The 22,640-nt window shown below is 41.7% G+C and carries 14 protein-coding genes; 10 read left to right on the forward strand and 4 right to left on the reverse strand.

Annotated elements, in window-relative coordinates:
- The first annotated feature begins 118 nt into the window (after window positions 1-118).
- From BUB56_RS16575 to BUB56_RS16605, 7 genes are all read left to right on the forward strand, one after another.
- Window positions 119-2,917 carry an S-layer homology domain-containing protein gene (locus tag BUB56_RS16575; protein WP_110942376.1) on the forward strand — a complete coding sequence of 933 codons (2,799 nt, stop codon included), beginning with the start codon at window positions 119-121 and terminating at the stop codon, window positions 2,915-2,917.
- A gap of 13 nt (window positions 2,918-2,930) precedes the next feature.
- Entirely contained in the window at window positions 2,931-4,412 is a 1,482-nt protein-coding gene (locus BUB56_RS16580) for an S-layer homology domain-containing protein (RefSeq protein WP_110942377.1), read from the forward strand.
- A 403-nt stretch (window positions 4,413-4,815) separates the two neighbouring features.
- A complete protein-coding gene (locus tag BUB56_RS16585) occupies window positions 4,816-6,228 on the forward strand; it encodes a S41 family peptidase (RefSeq protein ID WP_190014638.1) in 1,413 nt (470 codons plus the stop codon).
- Window positions 6,229-7,186: 958 nt separating this feature from the next.
- Window positions 7,187-8,791 (forward strand): CTP synthase, encoded by a 1,605-nt coding sequence (locus BUB56_RS16590; RefSeq protein WP_110942379.1) that lies wholly within the window; start codon window positions 7,187-7,189, stop codon window positions 8,789-8,791.
- A gap of 554 nt (window positions 8,792-9,345) precedes the next feature.
- A complete protein-coding gene (locus BUB56_RS16595) occupies window positions 9,346-9,837 on the forward strand; it encodes a hypothetical protein (RefSeq protein WP_110942380.1) in 492 nt (163 codons plus the stop codon).
- A 280-nt stretch (window positions 9,838-10,117) separates the two neighbouring features.
- Complete coding sequence (locus BUB56_RS16600; RefSeq protein ID WP_110942381.1) at window positions 10,118-11,470, forward strand: hypothetical protein; 1,353 nt, start codon at window positions 10,118-10,120, stop codon at window positions 11,468-11,470.
- Window positions 11,471-11,909: 439 nt separating this feature from the next.
- Window positions 11,910-12,200, forward strand: a complete 291-nt coding sequence (locus BUB56_RS16605) for a hypothetical protein (protein ID WP_110942382.1) — start codon at window positions 11,910-11,912, stop codon at window positions 12,198-12,200.
- A 29-nt stretch (window positions 12,201-12,229) separates the two neighbouring features.
- Here BUB56_RS16605 and BUB56_RS16610 read toward each other — a convergent pair whose 3' ends face one another.
- From BUB56_RS16610 to BUB56_RS16625, 4 genes are all read right to left on the reverse strand, one after another.
- Window positions 12,230-13,417: an AarF/UbiB family protein gene (locus tag BUB56_RS16610; RefSeq protein ID WP_190014640.1), complete on the reverse strand. Its 1,188-nt coding sequence runs from the start codon at window positions 13,415-13,417 to the stop codon at window positions 12,230-12,232.
- A 347-nt stretch (window positions 13,418-13,764) separates the two neighbouring features.
- Window positions 13,765-14,859 carry a DUF362 domain-containing protein gene (locus BUB56_RS16615; protein WP_110942384.1) on the reverse strand — a complete coding sequence of 365 codons (1,095 nt, stop codon included), beginning with the start codon at window positions 14,857-14,859 and terminating at the stop codon, window positions 13,765-13,767.
- A 318-nt stretch (window positions 14,860-15,177) separates the two neighbouring features.
- Entirely contained in the window at window positions 15,178-16,140 is a 963-nt protein-coding gene (locus BUB56_RS16620) for a lysylphosphatidylglycerol synthase transmembrane domain-containing protein (protein ID WP_190014642.1), read from the reverse strand.
- 448 nt (window positions 16,141-16,588) lie between these two features.
- Entirely contained in the window at window positions 16,589-17,491 is a 903-nt protein-coding gene (locus BUB56_RS16625; protein ID WP_110942386.1) for a decaprenyl-phosphate phosphoribosyltransferase, read from the reverse strand.
- A gap of 842 nt (window positions 17,492-18,333) precedes the next feature.
- On the opposite strand from BUB56_RS16625, the gene BUB56_RS16630 reads away from it, so the two are divergent.
- The 3 genes from BUB56_RS16630 to tnpA all read left to right on the forward strand — a co-directional run.
- A complete protein-coding gene (locus BUB56_RS16630; protein WP_110942387.1) occupies window positions 18,334-20,472 on the forward strand; it encodes a copper amine oxidase N-terminal domain-containing protein in 2,139 nt (712 codons plus the stop codon).
- A 93-nt stretch (window positions 20,473-20,565) separates the two neighbouring features.
- Window positions 20,566-22,068 carry a stalk domain-containing protein gene (locus tag BUB56_RS16635; protein ID WP_190014644.1) on the forward strand — a complete coding sequence of 501 codons (1,503 nt, stop codon included), beginning with the start codon at window positions 20,566-20,568 and terminating at the stop codon, window positions 22,066-22,068.
- Between the two features lie 301 nt (window positions 22,069-22,369).
- The coding region (tnpA, locus tag BUB56_RS16640; RefSeq protein ID WP_330392680.1) for an IS66 family insertion sequence element accessory protein TnpA at window positions 22,370-22,640 on the forward strand (271 nt) is incomplete at its 3' end.

Raw genomic sequence — 22,640 nt, forward strand, 5'->3', positions numbered from 1 at the left:
CCCGCCCTCCTTATGCAACGTAGAGCGACGCCCTCGTCGTTCCGCAAAATACGAACCAAAAACGTAGGGAACGACGCCCTCGTCGTTCCGCAAAACCCAAAAGAATGGAGCGAAACCTATGGGAAATCATCGAAACAGACTTAGCATATGGCTGGCAGCACTCCTGATCATACAGATATTCCCTTTTTCTGTATTTGCATTAGAAGATGGTTCCTATCCAGTCTATGAGGGAAGTGCCAATCAATCAGCCCTATACAATACCATCCAGTTTACAGACCTCCAGGGCCATTGGGCACGACAGGCTGCTCAGGAAACAGCTGCCCTATCCATTATGAGAGGCCTAAACAACCGTCAATTTGGGCCCAATCGTACCCTCACCTATGCAGAGGCACTGACAGTTTTGGTGAAGGCCATGGGGGCAGAGGCGGAAGCCCAGCAGGCTGGAGAAGCCCAACTGCAGCCAAAGGTAAGGGATATTGTGCTGATGAGTGCGGCAGATAACTGGGCCAAAGGATATATACAGGTGGCTTCTCAAAAAGGAATCTTAACCACACAGGAGAGCAATGAGATCCTCAACCTGACTCAGGCCCAGCAGGATCGGATTGAGGCGCAGATAGAGCAGCAACTAAAAACCTATGAAAACAGAGAACTGACACCGGCAGAACTAAGCACCCTGCAGGGGCAGGTGCGGGATCAGCTGACTACGAGGGCTACATGGAATCGTCCCGTAAGCCGCCAGCAGGTAGCCATGTGGATTGGCCGGGCCATCGGGTTAGAACCGGCATACGGCAAGGACATGGTGAATGTTTACAGATTCAACGACTGGCGTCAGATGGATACGGAAAAAATCCCAATGATCGAGGCTGTGCTGCAGCGTGGTCTCATGAGTGGAACCAGCGCTGGGGCTTTTTCTCCGAAGGGACAACTAACCCGGGGACAAATGGCACAGCTGGTAGCCAATATTCATGATGATTTGCTGGAAGTGCGAGGCTTAAAGAAAATCAGCGGAGAAATCACTGACATCGAGAATATACAAGAAGCAGGAAAGAATAAGCGAATCTATACCCTTCACAATGAAGACAACAGCAAAAGCTATATTTTGGTGGAGCCGAACCAAAAGGACTTTATTACACAGAAAAATGGAACTTTAGGCTTGTCTGCCCAGCTTCGTGCAGGAGATTGGATGCGGTATTACATAAACGAAAAAAATGAAGCGGTTTATGGGGCGGTAGATGCAGGCAGAGAAAGAAAAGTTGAGGGCTTTGTGGATGCAGTAGACGAAAATAAGCTGCAGCTGACCCTGATGGACTTTTCCGATAAGCGGCACATGCTGACCCTGCAGCCGGCCACACAAATACGTATTAACGGCAGAGACGGGGCATTAAAGGATCTGCTCTACGGCATGGAGGTTGTTGCTACTCTTAGAGGGGACAAGGTGACGGATATCGAGGGAATCCTGGAAGAAGATCCTTACCGCCACGGGTACATCCCACCGGGAAGCCGGGTCAAGGTAGGAGATATCCTATTTATTAATAGCGACACAGTGGAAATCAAGGTAGGAGACAAACGGGAAAAATATCGCATCACGCCGGATACCAAGCTGCTGCGGAGCGACACCCGGGCCAACCTCTTTGAGCTGAAGGAAGGGGACCGGGTGCTGCTGTCCTTTGATGATATCTACAGCACAGACATTGCCTCTATCCAGGTAGAGGATCAGGAAAGACATATCGATAAAATCTATCGCGGAAAAATTGAATCCGTCAATGAAAGAGGAAAGGAAATCCTCATCAACAGCGTTACAGTCTATCAGGATGGCAAATGGGTCAAGCATGCCGATGCAAAAGTCAAGCTGAAGGCCGAAAATGACAAGCTCTTTGAAGGGACAATGAAAACCACGCTTAAATCCCTGGGGGCTGCAAAAGGATCAGAAATCTATGCGGCGGTAGAGAAAAGCTATGGGGTAGAACGGATTGCCAAGCTGGTGATGAAGCAGGGTTCTACAGTACTATATGAGAGCCGCATATCAGATATACAGTTTGGCACCAATAAGATGACCGTGGACAACAACAGCTTTACCTTCCACTCAGGAACAATCGTAGTAAAAGACAATCGACTGGTGGACATCCTGAATTTAGATGCCAGCCAAAGTATCTACATGGCAGCGGATCTCAACCGGGGAAGCCGCAGCGCAGCCTTTATTTCCATCGAAGGTACAGGCATCCTGGACGACCGCATCGACGGAACCAGAATCATGGTATACCAAGGAAAGGTTGAAGATATCGACGATTATGGCATCACCATCGGACGCCTGGGTTATCAGCTGGATTACCTCAAACTCCAGGACAATCGATGGACGGAAGTATCCAGAAGCAAGAAATTTACGCTGACGGAAGACAGCTATATCTTTGACAGTGATCTGAAAAAAGAGATCGACAGCAGTTATTTTATCGATACACGCTATATCGATTATGAAGACATAAAGGATGAGGAATTGAGACAGCGAATCAAGGATCGCTTCTATATCGGCAAGAGTGCATACTTTGTTGTGAAGGAAACCAACAGCGGAGGAGAAACCTATGCAGAGGTATTGGCCTTGAACCTAACGCCTAAGGTAGTGTTTGACCGGGGCAGGGTAAATACGGAGCATAGTGCCATTGCAATTATTGATAAAGTGGATTTAGACAGCACCACCATGACCTTAGGCAATCTCAAGTACTGGAATGCACTTAATCAGCGATGGGAGACCGCTGCAGGCAAGGAGACGGTCATCATGGATAAGGCAGTCATCCTGATAAATGACCGCCCAATGGACAGGGATGAGTTTTACAGACTTAAGCCAAAGGCCAAGGTATATATGATTAAGAATAAGAAAGACTCTGTAAACGACGAGGCATTTGTCGTGATTGTGGAACAATAAGGAGGAGAGTCCTATGAATAAAAAAGTCATTGCTTTAACCATACTCCTGGTGCTCTCCTTCTGCCTCCAGGGTTTGGCCCTAGAGGTTCCCGGTTATGAAGGGGGCATCAAGAATGAAACCCTTTATAAAGAGGTAGTTTTCATAACGGGAGAGCCTATCATCCTGGAAGGAACCCTGGATATCAGCGTAAGAGAACGAAGCAACCAGGTAACGGAGCGTTACACCTACAAGCTGGAAAACATAGAGCAAAAAGCCAAGATGAGCAGAACCGTTACAGTAACCAAAGATCTGAAAGTAAACGGTGACCAGACCACGGCTTCCGCATCCATCAGCAGTTTTAAGGAAACCCTTGACGTAGCAGGGGTGAAGTATGAAGCCAATGAGAAGAGCTATCAGTGGAGCAAGGCCGATGTCTATCAAAACAAGCCCGGTGTAACCTACTTTGCAGGAAACTGGGATGGACGAAAAACCTATACCATCAATCGAAATCAAGGCAAGGTAATGGTTGAGACAAGGGGCAATGCCGTCGGCTATGAGCATTATTGGGGAACCACAGAAACCCAAAGCATCAGTTATTATGTTGACTCTGAGCGAAAGATAAGGATAGGGGATGAGGATGAAACCATCCGATGGCAGGGAACTGCAGCGGTGGATGCGGTCCATAACCGTACCCGAGACTTTAGCTATGAGTCCAATCAACCCACTCAAATCAGCTTCCGGGGAGGCTATCTGCTGACAGAGCAGCAGGAAAATGTATTAAAGGTTACTTATGACCTGCCGAGACTGGACGCTGACGGAAATGTGCGATCTCAAAGAAATGTAGGGACCAGAAGCTTTAGTATTGACACAAATCCTGTAAATCAGCGATTGAGCATACCCAATATGAGAGATGTTTCCGGCCACTGGGCTGAGAAGGATATCCTCCTGCTGACCAGCATGGATGCCCTTACAACGAAAAGCTCTTATTTTGGGCCGTCACTCCCTATGAACCGCGGGGACTTTGCCAGAGCCATCGCTACGGTTATGGGGTTAAGGCAGGAAGAAGCCGCACAGAAAACCAGAACGACAAAGGCGGCAGAAGAACCTCAGATTTTTACCGATGTGACGAAGGAAGATCCTAACAAGAAATATATAGCATCTGTCTATGAAAAGGGGATTATGCAAGGGGTAGGAAAGGATCGTTTCTCTCCGAACCAGGCATTGACCCGGGCCCAGGCAGTTACGGTTTTGATTACTACCCTGGGCTTTGAAAACCTGGCACCGATCCAGCAGTACAGTACTGGTTTCAGAGATGACGGACAAATCCCCCTCTGGGCCAAGGATGCGGTATATATGGCGAAGGAGCTGGGCCTGGTGCAGGGAACCGATGAAGGCTACTTCCAGCCTAATAAGGTTTTGACCAAAGCAGAGGCAGCGGCCATGATGACCAACTTCATCCGCTATCTGCAGGAGGACCTGCGCTATGACTACCGAGAACGTATATTAAACTTCTAAGAATATTGCAGGGAATGGCCCCTGACTATTCTGAGCCGGTGAATTTCTGTAGGGGACGACCATGCCTTTAAGGTTTTGTAGGGAATGGCCCCTGTGCCATTCCGAGGTTGTGAAGTCCTGTAGGGGACGACCTATGTGTCGTCCCGTCAACCAGGTCTCGTTGTTAGAAAATAGAAAATAATCAAAACCTATTGTTGAAAATCCAAAATTTAGGGTAAAATACAAGAGAAGCAAAAATTGCTGCAGTCGCTATTGATTGCAGCACTATTTTATAGATACAAAATTGTAGGGAAAGGCCATTGGCATCAACGTAACCCATATCTCGTCATCCTGAGCGAAGTGCAACGGAGTCGAAGGATCTTAGAAAACTATGTCATTTCCAATATCCATAAGGAGGTCTACCATGATCAAAAAAATTCAAGGCAAAAGCCCCATATTCGCCTGGGTACTCATTATTTTTCTACTCTGTGCCAATTTTTCCTATGCAGCAGAGCCGACAAAAACCTTTCGCAACTTAAATGATCGTGTAAACTATCTAAAAGACATCATCTACTATATACAGCAAAACTATGCGGGGCAGGTATCGGAGGAAGCCTTGATGGAAGGTGCCTACAGGGGATTGTTTGAAGCCCTGGACCCCTACAGCAGATACTTTACACCCGAAGAATTTGAGGCTTTTGAGCAGATGAATTCCGGCAGCTACAGCGGTATAGGTGCCACTATAGGCTTTGAGAACAATCAAATCGTGATTATTGCACCGGTTGAAGGGGGACCGGCGGCGAAGGCTGGGATCAAGGCGGGAGATATTATCGTCTCTGTTGACGGCATCGATGCAAAGGGCAGTTCTTTAGAAAAAATAGTAGATAAGCTTTTAGGCAAGCCGGGGACCAAGGTGAAACTAGGGATCAGACGAGCAGATGAAAAAGAAATCCTATATTTCAATATTACCCGTGAAGTCATCCACTTGCCCACAGTAAAGGCACGAATCACGGAAGACAATATCGGCTATATACAAATCATAGAGTTCAATGAAAAGGTAAGTGAAGGGGTAGAAAAGGTACTGGCTGACTTCCGACAGAAAAAGGTGAAAGGAATCATCCTGGACCTTCGCAACAATCCCGGCGGTCTAATCGATGAGGCTGTAAATATAGCAGACTTCTTTATACCAAAGGGTCAGGTAGTTAAAATCGTATTTAAGGATAAAAGCAGCCAGATATATTCTTCTATGAAAGATGCCATAAAGATGCCTTTAGCAGTATTGATCAATGAGGGCAGTGCCAGTGCTTCTGAGATTGTAGCGGGAGCCATTCAGGATACCCAGGTAGGAACCATCATCGGCACCCAAAGCTATGGGAAAGGTACTGTACAGTCTATTGCTCCTATCAGCAATGGAGGCGGCATTAAGCTAACCATCGCCAAGTATTTTACACCAAAGGGAAGATCTATCGATGGGGTAGGCATCAAGCCCGATATCATCGTAAATAATCCAGACAAACTGGATCTTGCAAAATTAAGCAGCTTTGTGCCGATGATCGAAGAAGCAGCTGCCGAACTGGGGAGCAAGGGCCTGAATGTCTACGGCGCACAGCAAAGACTCCAGTGGATGGGATATACAGATGTTAAAATTACTGGGGTTATGGATGAGACAACCGTTGAAGCAGTGAAAAAGTTCCAAGGGACAGAAAAGTTGAAGGCGAGCGGAATACTGGATGGAGAAACCATACTGAAGCTGGAAGAACAGGTGTTAAAAATCATGCACAGCAGCGTGGAAGATCTCCAACTGAAAAAGGCCATCGAAGTCATTAAAAATAAATAGTATTGAGATGGATCATCCCTAGGGGAGGACCTTGTGTCCTCCCGATAACCAGAAGGCTTTTGCCTATGTAGGGGAAAACAGTGTTTTCCCGAATAAAAGCGGATTTGCCTTTGTAGGGTCGGACGACGCTGTCCGACCGAAATAATATATAAAAACTGTAGGTGAGAACCTTGTGCTCTTATATAAAAAATGATTTTGTTTTTGTAGGGTCGGGTCCATAGGCGTCAACGTAACCCATAATTTGTCATCCTGAGCGGAGTAAAACGGAGTCGAAGGATCTTTAAGCTAGATGATATATTCTGATAATCAAAAGTAATCTTGCTTATGTTCTATAAGATTCTTCGCTAACGCTCAGAATGACATGCTTCTAAGGTTTATTTGGAAAATAATTGGATTAAGTTGACGCCTATGGGGTCGGGTCTCTGTGCCCGACCGGCAGAATGAATAAATGTTTTATTTTTGCAGGGGACAACAGTGTTGTCCCGCGCAAAAGGATCTTGTTATTGTGGGGGGCGCACATTGTGCAACTCCCATATAAATTTCGCATACTTATTCTAAAAATCCGGTAAATATTTGTTGACGAAGTATAATCGATAAGATATACTATAAAAGTTATTTCATTCATAGGATATGAGCACCCTATTTGGGTGCCCTGCCATAACAAACGGATCCGATTATCGGTAGGTCACCCGTAGGGGTGACCTCTCACTTTTTTTGCAGGTTCTTTGCTGATGAGACCATTCCTTGGCAATACTAATGAAAGCATAATAATTGATATAGAAACTGAAACAGCCTGTTTCTATTAAAACTTAACGCAACAGATATTCTTGCCCGAGAGCATTAACTGCGTACTTTGGAGCGAGAAGTGTAGGGAAGGGCCTCCCTCTGTGCCCTTCCGAAACGTTTAAACTTCCTATTTAACATATTCAATAGCTCACAAACGAAAGGAGAATAAAAAATGACCAAGTATATTTTTATTACCGGCGGGGTTGTATCTTCTCTTGGCAAAGGAATCACCGCCGCTTCCTTAGGACAGCTTCTCAAGAGCAGAGGCTTGAAAGTTACCATTCAGAAGTTTGACCCCTATATCAATATCGACCCGGGAACCATGAGTCCCTATCAGCATGGAGAGGTATTTGTTACCGATGATGGTGCTGAAACCGATTTAGACTTAGGCCATTATGAGCGATTTATCGATATCAATCTAAATAAGTACAGCAATGTAACCACGGGAAAAATATACTGGTCCGTTATCACCAAGGAGAGAAAAGGGGATTACCTGGGAGGAACGGTACAGGTTATACCCCATATTACCAACGAAATCAAAGAAAGAGTTTACCGCGTAGGCAGAGAAACCAATGCGGACGTGGTGATCACCGAGATCGGAGGTACCGTAGGAGATATAGAAAGCTTGCCTTTCCTGGAGGCTATCCGTCAAATCAAATACGATATCGGCAAAGAAAATGTTATGTATATTCATGTAACCCTTGTGCCATTCTTGGGCAAGGCTGGGGAAATCAAGACAAAGCCTACACAGCACAGCGTTAAGGAGCTGCGGGAGATCGGTATTCAGCCTGATGCTATTGTCTGCCGAACAGAAAAGCCATTATCCGATGAAGTAAAGGATAAGATCGGTCTATTCTGTAATCTGGACAGCAATAATGTGGTGCAAAATATGGATGCGGAATCCCTGTATGAAGTACCCTTGATGCTGGAAAAAGAAGGGCTTGCCAATATGGTATGTGAGCGGCTGGAATTAAAATGCGGTCCTGCGGATCTGACAGAGTGGATTAAGATCGTGGAAAGGGAAAAAAATGCGAAGGATACAGTGAAGATTGCCTTAGTCGGGAAATATGTAGAGCTTCATGATGCTTATCTTTCCGTTGCGGAAGCCTTGAAGCATGCCGGCATAGCCAATGATGTAAAAGTGGATATTGACTGGGTTCATTCAGAGGATGTTACAGAAGAAAATGCAGCTGATTATTTGAAGGATGCAGAAGGGGTATTGATCCCTGGCGGTTTTGGAGATAGAGGAATCGATGGAAAAATCGCGGCCATTCACTATGCAAGGGTAAACAAGATACCTATGTTTGGCATCTGTTTGGGCATGCAGCTGGCTGTTGTAGAATTTGCCAGAAACGTAGCAGGATTAAAGGATGCTCACAGCTCTGAACTAAATCCCGATACACCTTATCCAGTGATCGATTTAATGCCGGATCAGAAGGACATTGAAAATATGGGCGGAACCATGAGATTGGGAATCTACCCATGTAAGCTTTATGGCAGCACTAAGGCTGAGGCAGCCTATGGTGAGGATCTGATCTACGAAAGACACCGTCATAGATACGAAGTAAACAATCAGTTTAGAGATCAACTGCAGGCGGCAGGACTGGTGATCAGCGGACTTTCTCCTGATGAGAGACTGGTAGAGATCGTGGAGCTGCCGGATCACCCTTGGTTTGTAGCAGGACAATTCCACCCTGAGTTTAAATCCAGACCCACAAGACCCCATCCGCTCTTTAGAGATTTCATCAAAGCAGCTTACGAATATAAGAAGAAATAAATAAACAAGAATAGAAGAGAGCCTTGTGCACCGCTGTATATTCATACTATCGTATGAAGCAATGCTCTCACCGTTTTGGCCTTTCGTAGGGGAGGACCCCCGTGTCCTCCCGGGGTATACTTTCATTGTCTTACGATGGATTACGGATGGAAAGCCCCATATGTCCACTAGAAAATTCATGCTGCCGTAGGGAACGGTGCCCTCATTACTCTGGACTTGCGTAGGGGTGAACCTGTGTGTTCACCCGGAGATATAACATGCCGTAGGGAACGATGCCCTCATCGTTCCGTGTATTTTAAAGTAAGGAGGGCCTTGTGTCCTCCTACTAATGTCAATTGTAGGGATCCATCGGTGATCCATGCTTTTACATCAATCAAGTAATATTAGGGGATATTTCTTATCAAAGCCGAGAAAGATCCCTTAGGTTTTATTCTAATAAATGATATAAAGATTGCAAAGAAAAGGATATAATGTGATATAATATTCTCATGGAAAAAAGACCCCAATAGCGGAGACAACAAAAGATAAGAAAACCGAATAGGGGAGGAATCTCGATGAGCAATGAAGAAAAAACACTAGAATTACTTGAACTGATGTACACAGAGTTCACAAAAAAATTTGATGCCATTGACCGAAGATTTGAAATGATTGATCAAAGATTTGAAATGATTGATCAAAGATTTGAAATGATTGACCGAAGATTTGAAATGATTGACCGAAGATTTGAAAAGATTGACCAGAGATTTGAAAAGATTGACCAGAGATTTGAAATGATTGATCAAAGATTTGATGCAATGGACCAAAGGTTTGATCGTTTAGAAAATGAGGTCAAAGAAAACAGACAAGCCATCATCAGAATAGAAAACACCATGAATGAAAAGTTCGGAGCATTATTTGATTGGCAGAAACAATCTCAAGAGAAGTTTGAAGAGATTGATGAAAAAATCGATAATCTGCAGGTTTCCGTAAATGACCTATATATAAAAACAACTTCCCATGATACACGCATCATAGAACTTACCAGAAATCTAAAGAATGCAAAATAATATTAAATGATAGCAGCAAAGGGACAGAATGCCTGTCCCTTTTTCTATAAGGCTTTAAATAGAATATTACGTGCCTTGCAACATAGATATCCGCTTCTGTAAGGGGAGGGTCTCCGTGCCCTCCTCCAACGAATAAGAAAGGATTAGTGAAACTTGGGGAAGAAAAGATGCGTCCTTTTGTTTTGCTATTAGAGAAATAAAGAAAGCAAGATTTTAAAGTAGGGGAGGGTCTCTGTGCCCTCCCGAAATCGACCAACCTTACTAGAAAGTAGGATAACTCATGAAAAATATATCTAAAACACGAATCGCATACATTCTATATATCCTTCTGATCACCCTATTCGGCTACTATGCACGACACTGGTGGGTGCATAATATCCCTACAAAACAAGTCTTTGACTTTGAAACCTACCAGGAGATCGCCACTAATATATTCCTGCACAAGGGTCATTCCTTACTTGGGGAACCGATAGCCTTTCAGGGAATGGGTTATCCCATGCTGCTGGGATATGTCTACCGCTGGATGGGAAGCAATGACATCATGATCGCAAAAAATCTTAATGTAATGCTGTCTACACTTACCTTGATAATCAGCTTTTTTATATTCGCCAGATTAACCAATAAATTATGGGTGCTGGCTGCAGCCTATACCATTGTAGCAATACTGCCTAATTATATCGCCTATAACAATGTTATTGGTACGGAGGTATTTAGTGCTTTTCTTTTTTCAGTTCTGATTTTCCTGCAGCTATATCCCTTTGATAAAAAGATACATTATCCTCTGCTGGGCCTATTTATCGGGATAACTGCGCTGACAAAACCCTTTTTCATGGCCTATCCGGTAGTGGCAGCAGTGGCCCTTTGGCTGAGAGAAAAGGATATGAAAAAGACAGCTATCTACTTTGCTGCTTTGTTTGCGGTGATGATCTTAGTAATCGCACCTTGGACCTACCGAAACTATCAAAAATTCGGACGGTTTATTCCCGTATCCTATAACTCAGGCTACGTATTCTACCTGAATAATAATGAAAACAACAGCACTGGAGGCTGGATGCCTATCAAGGATATGTATGCTACTGAGGAATTTAGAAAACAGGTAGACGAGATCCTGGAGCATGGGCAGCGCAGCGAAAAGCTGGCTCATGAGTTAGATCCTCTCTTTAAGGCAGAGGCGAAGAAATGGATCGCAGAGAATCCTGGCAAGTTTTTAAAGCTGGGTTTTCTGAGATTAAAAGGCACCTTCTTCAGCGGTGCCTGGGACATCGACTCCTGGACCATGAATGAACTGCGGGAAAAGCAGCAGTGGTGGGACAAGATAGAATTTGAACGAAACAAAAATCTATTTAGAGGCTTTAGTGATATGGTGATTCACTTGATGAGCTCCTTTGGACTGGCTTATGTGTTTTTTAATGTCAAACCAGCACTATTATGCTTGTTTAACAAAAAGACCCTGCTAGGCAATCACTTGATCATCCCTACGGTGAATATAGGCTTTTTTCTGGCTATCTACTTCATCTTTGAAGGCCAGGCCAGATATAATTTTCCTCTGTTATTTCTACTGGCTATTAGTGCAGTGCTGTGCATAGAACGGATTCATAGAGGATTTGCTGGTACCAACAGTCCGCAAATATAGCTATCCTAGGGAAGGCATTGTGTCCTACCCCATAAAAGAATCTTGCCCTGTAGTGTCGGGTCTCTGCGCCCGACTGAGAAAATGATAATCATAAGCAGAATGGAGTTTATCCCTTTCCATATAAAAGTGATTTTGTTTTTGTAGGGACGAACCCATGTGTCCGTCCGAAGCTGATGAAGCTGTGGATAAGAAGTTCTCTGATGGTAGGGGAGGGCCTTATGTCCTCCTGATTTATATGAAAGGAGCTTTTTATTCTATATAACTACTTTATAGGATCGACTTCACCAGCTCAGTTCAATCACATAACCTGTCATCCTGAGCGAAGTAGAACGGAGTCGAAGGATCTTCAGGCTAAAATGATGATCCTAGCAACCATTAAAGATTTAGTAGATAGACAACTAAATGCAATATGCTATAATGGTGTAAAGGGGTGAGCGTGATGGACGAAAAAATCTTTAATTTACTAACCCAAATGTATAATGAAGTACAAGGACTAAAATCAGAGATGCAATACATGAAAGAAAATATGGCTACCAAGCAGGACATCAAAAGACTGGAAAACAATATGGTGCGGTTAGAAAACAAGATGGAGGATCATCATAAAGCACTCTATGACGGATATCAACAAAGCATCGAAGGCATTCAGTTACTAAACGAGAAAGTGGACAAGCTGACGGATCGGGTAGAGCATCAGGAAATCAAATTACAGGTCATCAAAGGCTCAAAATAAACACCACGTTCAGGAGTAGAACGTGGTGTTTATTTTATATATCGATACACATTAAAAACCTTCTCTTCCAAATGATACACATGGGCAATGCATCCATGAAATACTCGAAATAATATTAACAGATCCTTCGGTAAGGACAAAGTCTTTTCAAAAACCTTAGATCCCATGATCGTATTCAGCTTATAAGTCAGCTTCCAATACTTAAAATCAAAGGCTTCATCTAGTAACAAGGGTTCGAAAATGGTATCCAATATAGGAAGGAGGGCCTTGCCATAGGATTTAATCTCATCCTCTTTAAAGCCTAGACTCATTAGAATTTTAGGAACTTCCTGATAATTTTCTTCACGAAGACACATCATCAAGCTTTTCAAATTCTCTACGAAAGACAGCTCATAGACCTTTACACAACCAAAGTCAATCACTTCAAGTACAATATTATCCTTATCCTTTCTCACGAAAAAGTTGCCGCTGTGAGGATCTCCATGCAAAATGCCACGCTCCAAAAAGGATTGAAAATAAAAACTGAAAAGCAGATCTAAAACCTCTCTTTTTTCACCTTCAGCTGCTTCCTGAAGAAAAAACCTTAAGGGCATGCCCATACACTTTTCTTCTACAATAATCTCTCTTTTTGTAAATTGACCAACGGTAGTTGGAATATAAAAGCGTTGATCATCAGCAAAAAGTTCATGAAATTGCTTTAAAAGTTTTTCTTCATGAAGGTAATCTGTCTCTACCTGGAAAGTTTCCTCAAACTCTTCCAGATAAGCTAACAGCAAATTCCTACTCTCCTGTGGAAAGCGAAAGAAGTTAAAGAAGAGGCTAAAAACCTTCTTCATAAAACGAAAATCATGATCCATGTTTTCCTGAATCTCTGGGTATTGAACTTTAACGATCACAGAACTGCCTTCAAAAACACCCTCATATACCTGGCCAATCGAAGCAGCTGCTATAGGCTTTTCGGATAGAGCTATCTGATGGTTCGTCAACTGCTGTGCTCGCCTATATAGGGCTATATCATTGGCAGGAATCCCTTCATCTAATAACCTCCCGAAAATTCCATATCTTCTGCGATCCTTCAGATACAAAAACTGCCCAAATTTCTGAGGAACACCTTTCAGTTCACCCAAAAGCTCGAACAGCTTATCCATATCCTTCGGTTCTTCCTTCATAATAGAAAACAAAAACTTCATCAGCTTATACTTACGTCCTAGTTTCATATCCTCACCTTCACTTACCTGTAGGGGAGGGTCTCTGCGCCCTCCCGAAAGAAACAACTTTTATATACCCTTGTGTGGGACAAGCTTCCATGTCCACCCAAAAACTCAATGTATTCGTAGGGAACGACGCCCTCGTCGTTCCGTAGAGACTTGGGGGAAGTTCCTTGACCTAGGAAAGGTGCGTCCCCCTGTCTCATATATGGGAAGTTTTAGTTAAAAATATTTATCTATAAACAATACAGATATTCCTATGTTTCCAGTCATTGGTAGGGGAGGGTCTCTGCGCCCTCCCGAAAGAAACAATTTTTATATTATCATTGTAGGGGCGAACAGTGTTCGCCCGTATATTACTCCTCATACTGATCAAACAACTCCGCCCACTGGCTTTCCTTTCTCAGCTTTGCCATCCGCTTCTTGCCTTTGTCCGGCCACCAAATATAATCATGATAGAAGAAAGAACCAAAAATAAACAAATTCACCAATGGGGTCTTAAAAAACACATCCTGTATCCGCTTCAATGGCCCAAACCATAGGAAATCCCCAACTTTCGATGCAAAATTATCCCCTACGGTAAAGCCCCAGCTCTCCTTACCTATATCTTCTCCGATGATCTCGATTTCTTCCATCTTTCCGATGCCCAATCCCCGATCATGGGCCAGTTTAATATATTTCAACTCATTGTAAGGATCAAAGCCCATCATCTTGGCAGCCACCGCATCAATGGCTACTTGATCATCACTGGCTAGGATAAAATCCTTTTCAATGGGCAGCATGGTTCTTGGCCCGGGCCCGTTTCCTGCCACCGTACCATCCATCACTGCAAAGATACCGCTGTGGATTTCTTTTTGAATGGCTAATAGATCCACCAAAGTCTCGTGAATCACACTATGGGTATAGTGCCGCTTGGAATTTAACAATCCTCCGAAAGCATTCTTCATGGCACCAGTGGTAGTGGTATAAATATGGCACTTCATGGTAGGGAGATGAAGTACATTCTTATCAAAGAAATAGTCAGGAATCCGAATACCCTTTTTAAATATTTCATGCAAGGCCAGCATTTTGGCCTTTGGTTTATATTCTACCCATGACATATCCTCTTCCTTGAAATTAAACAGGGTAGGAATCTCATACTTCTTTAATATAGGAACATACTTATTCAGTTTTTCCCCTTTAAAAGGGTCTGTTACTACGGTATTATTCTGTACACAGGTAACATCATCATATCCATGCTTCCGGAGACCCTGAATCACGCCCTCTAACTGCCATGGTGTGGTATTGGCACTGAGATAAGGAAAATGCCAGGAGATATTATCCTTTAATATGGTCGTCTTGTCCTTTGGGAGATACTGCTGAAAATCAGCCATCTCCATTAATTTTATATAATCTCCTAAAACCGTCTCCGGCCTTGTTTTCAAAACCACAACCCTTGCTTTCTTTTTCATAACCTTCCACCTCAATCTCATCTTCATTGTTCTATAAACAGATCCGTAGGGGGTGGGCCTTGTGTTCGCCCGTAAAGAATTTTTGTGTAGTAGGGATGGACGACCCTGGAGATCACTGAAAAAGTCCAGGTTTTGTCATTCTGAATGAAACAAAGTGAAATGAAGAATCTTTTAAGCTGTTTAAACTCTTAGATTCTCCCCTATGGTCAGAATGACAGCTTGAGATGATGACCATAAGATTGAAAACTTAACTGTCATTCCACTCTGTCTGTCTACATATTTCAATAGGGTAGGGAGCGACGCCCTCGTCGCTCCGTGCTATTCATATCTCGTTTTCTCTATCTTACACCGACTCATCAACCCGATCTTTACCAATCCCAACAATCCGATTCCGACCCCCAACCACAGAGTCGAAAACCTTGTGATAATCGTCGTAGCTACCGCTACATCCTTAGGTAAATCCATCATTACTAACAATCCTACAATACTTCCCTCTGCAGCAAACAACCCTCCAGGCATCATAGATACGGCTCCTACAATCGTTGAAAAAGAAACCACGAACACCGAGGCCAATAGAGATAACTCTATGCCCATGGCCTTTACCGTCAAATAAATCACTAACCCTTCAAAGAACCAGGATACCGTCCCAATGCCGATTGCAAACAGTAAGGGCTTTAGCTGAAAAATAATATAGGTTTTATCGTAAAAGTTTTCCATGGCTTTTCCAAACCGAGTGAGAAAAGGAATCTTCTCCAGCCTCCATAAAAGCCTATGCACCAGACTGGGAGACTGAACTACTGCTACAAAACCAACCATGCCTATCAAAACCAGCACCAAAGCAGCTTTTCCATAATTAAAAGCAATAGTGCCCAAGCTGGCCAAGATCAACATACTGATTCCGTCGGTCAATCTTTCGCCCATGACCAGGGGAGCAGTACTGCTGACAGGAATCCCGGCACGATCCTTTAACAAGTATGATTTGAAAAATTCACCTACCTTACCCGGCGTCACCGTCATGCACAACCCGCTGATAAATATATAGAAGCTTTCCTTCTTATCTACCTTAGCGTCTATAAGGTGAAGATAGTAGGACCATTTTACAAAGCGAAACAGATAATTAAGAGGGGCCAGAATCAGGATGAAAGGCAAATACCGATAATCAAATCCGGCAAATACTTCAATCAAGCTGTTTGCATCGGAATAAATCGATAATCCAGCAAACACCACAATACCTATTACTAATGATATAAACAAATTCTTCTTCAACTTTGAGTAGTCCAATGACATTCTCCTTTCAGTCCTCAAATAACATCGGTCATAATTTATTTATCCTAGGGAAAGATGCATAAGCGTCAAATTAATCCAAATACTTCCAAATAAACCTTAGAAGCGTGTCATTCTGAGCGTTAGCGAAGAATCTTATAGAACATAAGCAAAACTGCTTTTGATTGTCAGAATATATCATCTAGCCTAAAGATTCTTCGACTCCGTTTTACTCCGCTCAGGATGACAAATGATGGGTTAAGTTGACGACGACCTATGTGTTGTCCCGTATTATGTGTTTTTCGCAGGAAATGATCCGGGTTTCATCCCGTAACTCGTAGGGGTGGGCCTTGTGTCCACCCGCTCGATCTAGAGACTTGGGAAAGTTCCTTGACGAAGGAAAGGCGCGTCCCCAAGTCTCGTAAGGATAGAATAATAAATCTTTAATATATCAATTATTTGTAATTTACAACCAATACAATATAACAACACAACTCACAACCCACAAAAAAATATTTACAATCAATGGTACATCATTTAATAATATCAACTCTGGATTCTCTCCCATATCCTTTGTATGCACAATATATTGATAACGAAAAATCCCATAAATCACAAAGGGAATCGTCCCCATCATGTAAACAGAGTGGGCCCCTGTAAAGGTATATAGCGAATAGGCCATCACAGTAGAGGAGGTTACAATATGCAGCATATCATTAATCAACTCCGGTGTATAGTCCTCCAGAATCTTTCTGGATCCCTTACTGCCCTTGGCCACCAGTTCCATTTCGCTTTTTCTTTTATGCAGTGCTAAGAACATCGAGAGCAGGATTGTACACAACAGCAGCCATGGTGAGATTCTTACCCCAATCAATACAGTACCAGCTACTGCTCTAAGCACAAAGCCCAAAGCGATCGTCATCACATCCAGTATGACTACATTCTTTAAATAGAAGGAATAAAGACAGACCAATGCAAAGTATGCCATGCCGATAGAAGCAAACAATGGGCTCAACCTATAAGAAGCTAAAACTGTTAAACTAAAGACCACCATAACAAATAACCAAGCTTGTCTGATAGAAATCAATCCGGCAGGAAGGGGACGCCTGCACTTTTTTGGATGCTTGCGGTCCTTTTCTATATCGACAATATCATTGATAATATAAACGCTGCCCGAAAACATACAAAAAAGAAAGAATCCATATAGGCTTAGTTTTAATAAGTCCATATTGAATAAATTATTCGAAAAAAGCAAAGCTGCAAATACCAACAGATTCTTTGTCCACTGTTTTGGACGCATAATCTTTACAAAAGCTCTGCTGATATTTACCACATTATTATATTGAAACTTAGTAGATAGGTTTTCCATGATAGGCAGACCTCTTTCTTATAGTTTTAGCCTTTCTGGGGAATAGCTAGCACCTGGAGCATTGTACCAGGTTTGTTTGGTTTTAAACATTCAACATACAACCTTCAACCTACAACGCATTTCTATTATTATATACTACCATGTTCCAACATACTTATGATAATCGGGGAAGTTTCTCGACGAAGGAGAGACGTGTCCTCGTTGATCTATGTTCATAAACTTTCAACATACAACCTTCAACCTACAACGCATTTCTATTATTATATACTACCATGTTTAAGCATACTTATAAACTGGTATATGGATGAAGGGAATAAAATCATCAGCATATGAAATAATTTTTATCCTTCTTGCAGGAATTCTAGACAAACCGTAGAATATATATTACGTGCATTAACAGAGTAAAGAAATTGACAAGAAGAGCCAGTAACCAGTAACCAAACTGTAACCATTTGTAATACAACTGTAATGGTATTTTTCTCAAAGGTTATGTATAATAACTATAGAGACAAGGATATACTCCAGCTAGATAATATCAATGTTACACTTATATTACAACTCAACAGAGTTTATTGACTGTGGACTGGAGAGTTGATATAATGGGTTTCAGGATTGAGATAAAGACGTTATTCTTTGAAAGCATATTAATCACATAAGATATGTCTAGTGTGTTTTCAAAGGATAATGTTTCTGGAAAAAGGAAGCATGATCCTAACCTTGTAAGTTTATCGGAGGTCAGAAAGGACTTTGTGAATACAAAAGAATGGACGACTAAAGATAAAGCATTTTACAAATGGGGCAACCCCGAAAACATTAAACATTATTAAAGGAGGGTATTTTAAGTGAAGAGAAAATTATCTTTATTATTGGCTCTTGTAATGATTTTATCATTAGTGCCAATGACAGCATTTGCAGCTAGCGGTCTTACAGCTGTAAGTGTGCCTGTATTACCAAAAGATACAGCACAAAACTTAGGAAGCGTTAGAATGGTTATTCCTGCTGGAAGCCCAACTGATGGTCACAAGTTAACGATTACTTTACCAAGTGGCGTTACACTGCCAAGCCCATTAGGAACAGATGTGGAAGTTACAGTTCCATTGAACTATGCTGGAGATACTAATGGCCTTGCTCAAGCTGATATCACATCGGTTAATAGAGCATCTTCGACAAAACTAGAAGTAGTTTTCGGTGCTGACGTAAGCTTTACTAATGATGCATTAGTAATCTTCAAATTCAACAACATCAATACTACAGATGCATCAAATGGAACTGTAGAATTGAAGTTCGAAGCTTCTCCAAACAGTGGTATTCCAACAGGAACAGTTGCTGTTGCTAACGTTGGAGGAACTGATGCTGTTAAGTTAACTACATCTAGCGTTGATACTACAAGCTCAAGCTTCAATTTCAACTTAAATGTTGTAGAAGAGAAGCCTGGCTCAATCACAGCTGGTGACAAGATTACATTAAAATTACCAGATGGATACGTTTGGGATCCGGCTTATAATGGATTAACAACTTATGATCAAACAACCACTCCAAAAGCTGAAGTTAAATTTGGTGACCAAGTTACTTTCACATTAGATGGTGGTAACACTAGAGATTTAACAATTGAGTTTGTTGCTGGAACTACAAATTTCTCATCTTTCTCCTTGAAAGACATCGCATTCTTAGTAGCTGATGACAGCAAGGTAAAAGAAGGTGACATCGAAGTAGCAGTAAAAGGAAGTGGATTCAACAGAGACGTAACAAAGCTTAAAGTTGGTGTTCGTGCTGACTATACAGTAAAGCTTGAAATGGAAGAAGTTGAAACTATTTACGCTGGTAGAATCGAGCAAGAACTTGGAACAATTCTAATCAAAGAAGGTATTGCTGGATCATTATTACCAGGACGTACTATTACGTTGAAATTACCTGAAAATGCAAGATGGACAAAAGTAGGCAATGTTAAAAACGAAGAAGATGGAGCAATTGATACTCCAGTTATTGGAAGTGACGATAGAGTTCTTACAATTAGAGTAAATACTCAAAGCACAGATGCTGACACATTTAAGCTAGAAGAATTTGAAATCATGACAGAAGCTGGTGTAACTGGCGACCTTGTAGCTGATATCACTGGTTCCCAAGGTGTAAGAGGAACTATCGTATTAGCTAAAGTTCAATCTCCTGTTAAGATTCAAGCTACTTCTAAGGCTACTGACGTAGTTATCGGTAAAACTGATCAGCCTGCTGCTAGCTTTGTAATCACAGAAGTAGACAAGGAAAGCTTAAAAGCTGGAAGCATTAAATTAATCTTACCATTAGATGTAGAATGGGCTAAATTACCAACAGTTAAAGTTACTGAAGGAGATTTAACTCTTGGAACAATTTCAAGATCTGGTAGAGAATTGACTATTCCTGTAAGCACTGACAGCTTCAACGCTAGCAAAATTGAAGTTACAGATGTAATGTTAAGAGTTTACAGAACAGTACCAGAAGGTGAAATTAAGATCGGTGTAGGCGGTACAGCTGCAGTTGATGCTGCAACATTAACTGAGTGGGCTGAATCCACATCAGCAGATAAAGTGGTTATTGCTAGAGTAGTTACTCCTGCTCCTGGAGATACAAAAGCTAACGTAGTATTTACTATCGACAGTGCGAAATACGTTGTAAATGGCGAAGAGATGACTATGGACGTAGCTCCATACATCAAAGACAGTAGAACATTCTTGTCAATCAGATACGTTGCAGAAGCACTTGGCGTAAATCCAAATGCTATCGTATGGAATGCAAACACTAAGACTGTAACAGTATTCAAAGGCAACAACATTGCGTCTGTAACAGTAGGAAGCAAGGTTCTTAACATCAACGGTATGCAAGTAATGATGGATACAGCAGTTGAAAATAAAGACGGAAGAGTAATGCTTCCAATCGCTCACTTAGCTATGGCTCTTGGAGTACAATACGAGTGGGATGGAGCTGCAAGAACAGTTACTTTCAAGTAAGAATTAAATAAACATAAAGTGGACTCCTGATAGGAGTCCACTTTTATATCAGTAACAATATAGAAGACAGATCGATTTTAGGAGATGAATGAAATGAAAAAAGGCATTATATCTCTAGTTTTTGCTTTAATCCTACTTCTTATGCCAGCAATAGATGTATTTGCAAATGTTCAAAGCAGTGCAGGTGATATAAAGATATTGGTTGATGGGATTGAGCAAAGTTATAATGTAGAACTTAGACTAGATAGGGGTAACACTTTAGTACCGATGCGTTCGATTTTTGAAATGCTAGGCGCTGTAGTTGACTGGCAAGAGACTGATAAAACAGTCATTGCTGAAAAAAATGGGATAAGAATAGAAGTAAAAGTGGGTTCTTATTTTGCAAAAGTTGGCGATCAAATAGTAAAAATGCCTGTTGCACCAGTCATAGTAGAAGACGCCACACTAGTACCTCTGCGCTTTATAAGTGAAGCGCTAGGTGCTAAGGTTGACTGGGATGGGATAACAAGAACTGTTACAATCACAAGTGGTGTTGATAATAAGCAGGAAGAAGTACTGACAAATCAGACTATGTCTGGCAGCACGCTTACATATGAGCAAGCACTGGAGAAAGCGTTTAAAAGTAGCTCTACACTCAAGCAAGCATTAATTGATATTGAAAAATCAAAAGACAATAGAAAACGGGCAGAAGATAATTTAGATTATCTTCCTACATGGTTCGGCAGGGCCGCTGTTGTTGATAGCACGCGGAAGTTATTCTATGGGCTAATCCAAGCAGATATTGCTTGGGAAAGCTCGAAAAAGCAAGTAGCACTGGAAGAGGAACGAATTGCTTATGACGTTCTAAAAGCGTATCAGGAAATATTGAAAAAAGAAGAAGAGTTAATAATTACGCAACTTTCATTAGAACAAACCAAAAAAGAGAAAAAAATAGTCGATGCAAAAGCAGCTCATGGTTTAGCAAGCCAATTCGACAGGACATTGATAGACAACTCATTACAGGAAGCACAGAAGAAGGTAGAAGGCATTGAAAAATCTATTAAAGATGAGAGAATGAAGCTTAACTTTTTAATGGGTGAGGCAAAAGATAAAGAGTATTTACTTGTAGATAAGCCGATATACGAAAAAATTGATCTAAAAGAGGAAGATTTGGACTTTCATATTTCTAGGACGATTTCAGATAGTACTGCCGTATGGTTAGCCGAACAGAATGTGAAGCTAGCAGAAATGGAGCTAGATATATACGAATATAACAATCCCAATATTCCATCCTATAAGGTTAAGGAAATGGACGTAGATAAGGCAAAAACCTCAGTAACTGATATTAAGAAGCAATTAGGGGAATCTATGCGCGTCATGTATTATAGCATTAAGCAATTAGAAAATCAGTATGCTATGCTAGAAATTGGTCTGAAGAAAGCAGAAGAAGCGGTGAAACTGACAAGGACAAGGTACGACGCTGGAATGGCCACAGATATAGAACTCTTACAAAGCGAATATACCATAGAACAGATCAAAAAAAGCATGTTTGATATTACTGTTCAACACGACCAATTAAAATTTATGCTGGCAAGACCATGGGTGGTTACAAGGTAAAATAAACAGTAAGCAGAGTCTTTTTAGAATGAAGGGCTCTGTTTGTCTATATCCTATTATTTCAATATTTTCTTGGTATTATTAGCAAAAAAAGGTTCAGAAAAATTTATTAACTCACTGATGCGTAAGGGTCAAATACAGCCCACATAGATTTCATCTTGATTGCATGAGATAATACACCAAAGATAAAAATCGGAGGTGTTTTTCTTTTATGAAACGTAAGCGTAAACTCTGATGCACATAGTACTGCTAAAAAACCTATGATAAAATCATCTCAAACTAATATAGGAGGTGATTTTTTATGGCAAGAACTCCAAATCAAGATTATTGGGAGCAGGTAATAGCAGATCAAAGGGATAGTGGACTAACACAAGTTAAATGGTGTGAGCAAAACGATGTAAACATCCACAACTTCCGCTACTGGAAAAATAGGCTTAAACGTGATGAAAATTCTAATATCATATCTTCAGCAACAACATGGACTCTTGTAACAGCAAGCTCCCCTACATCAACAGTAAAACCATCCATGTCTGGAACTGGCGAAATCGATATCCAAGTTGGCAAAGTAAAAA

Origin of the sequence: Geosporobacter subterraneus DSM 17957 (assembly GCF_900142145.1) — a bacterium.
GTDB classification, from domain to species: Bacteria; Bacillota; Clostridia; order Peptostreptococcales; family Thermotaleaceae; genus Geosporobacter; species Geosporobacter subterraneus.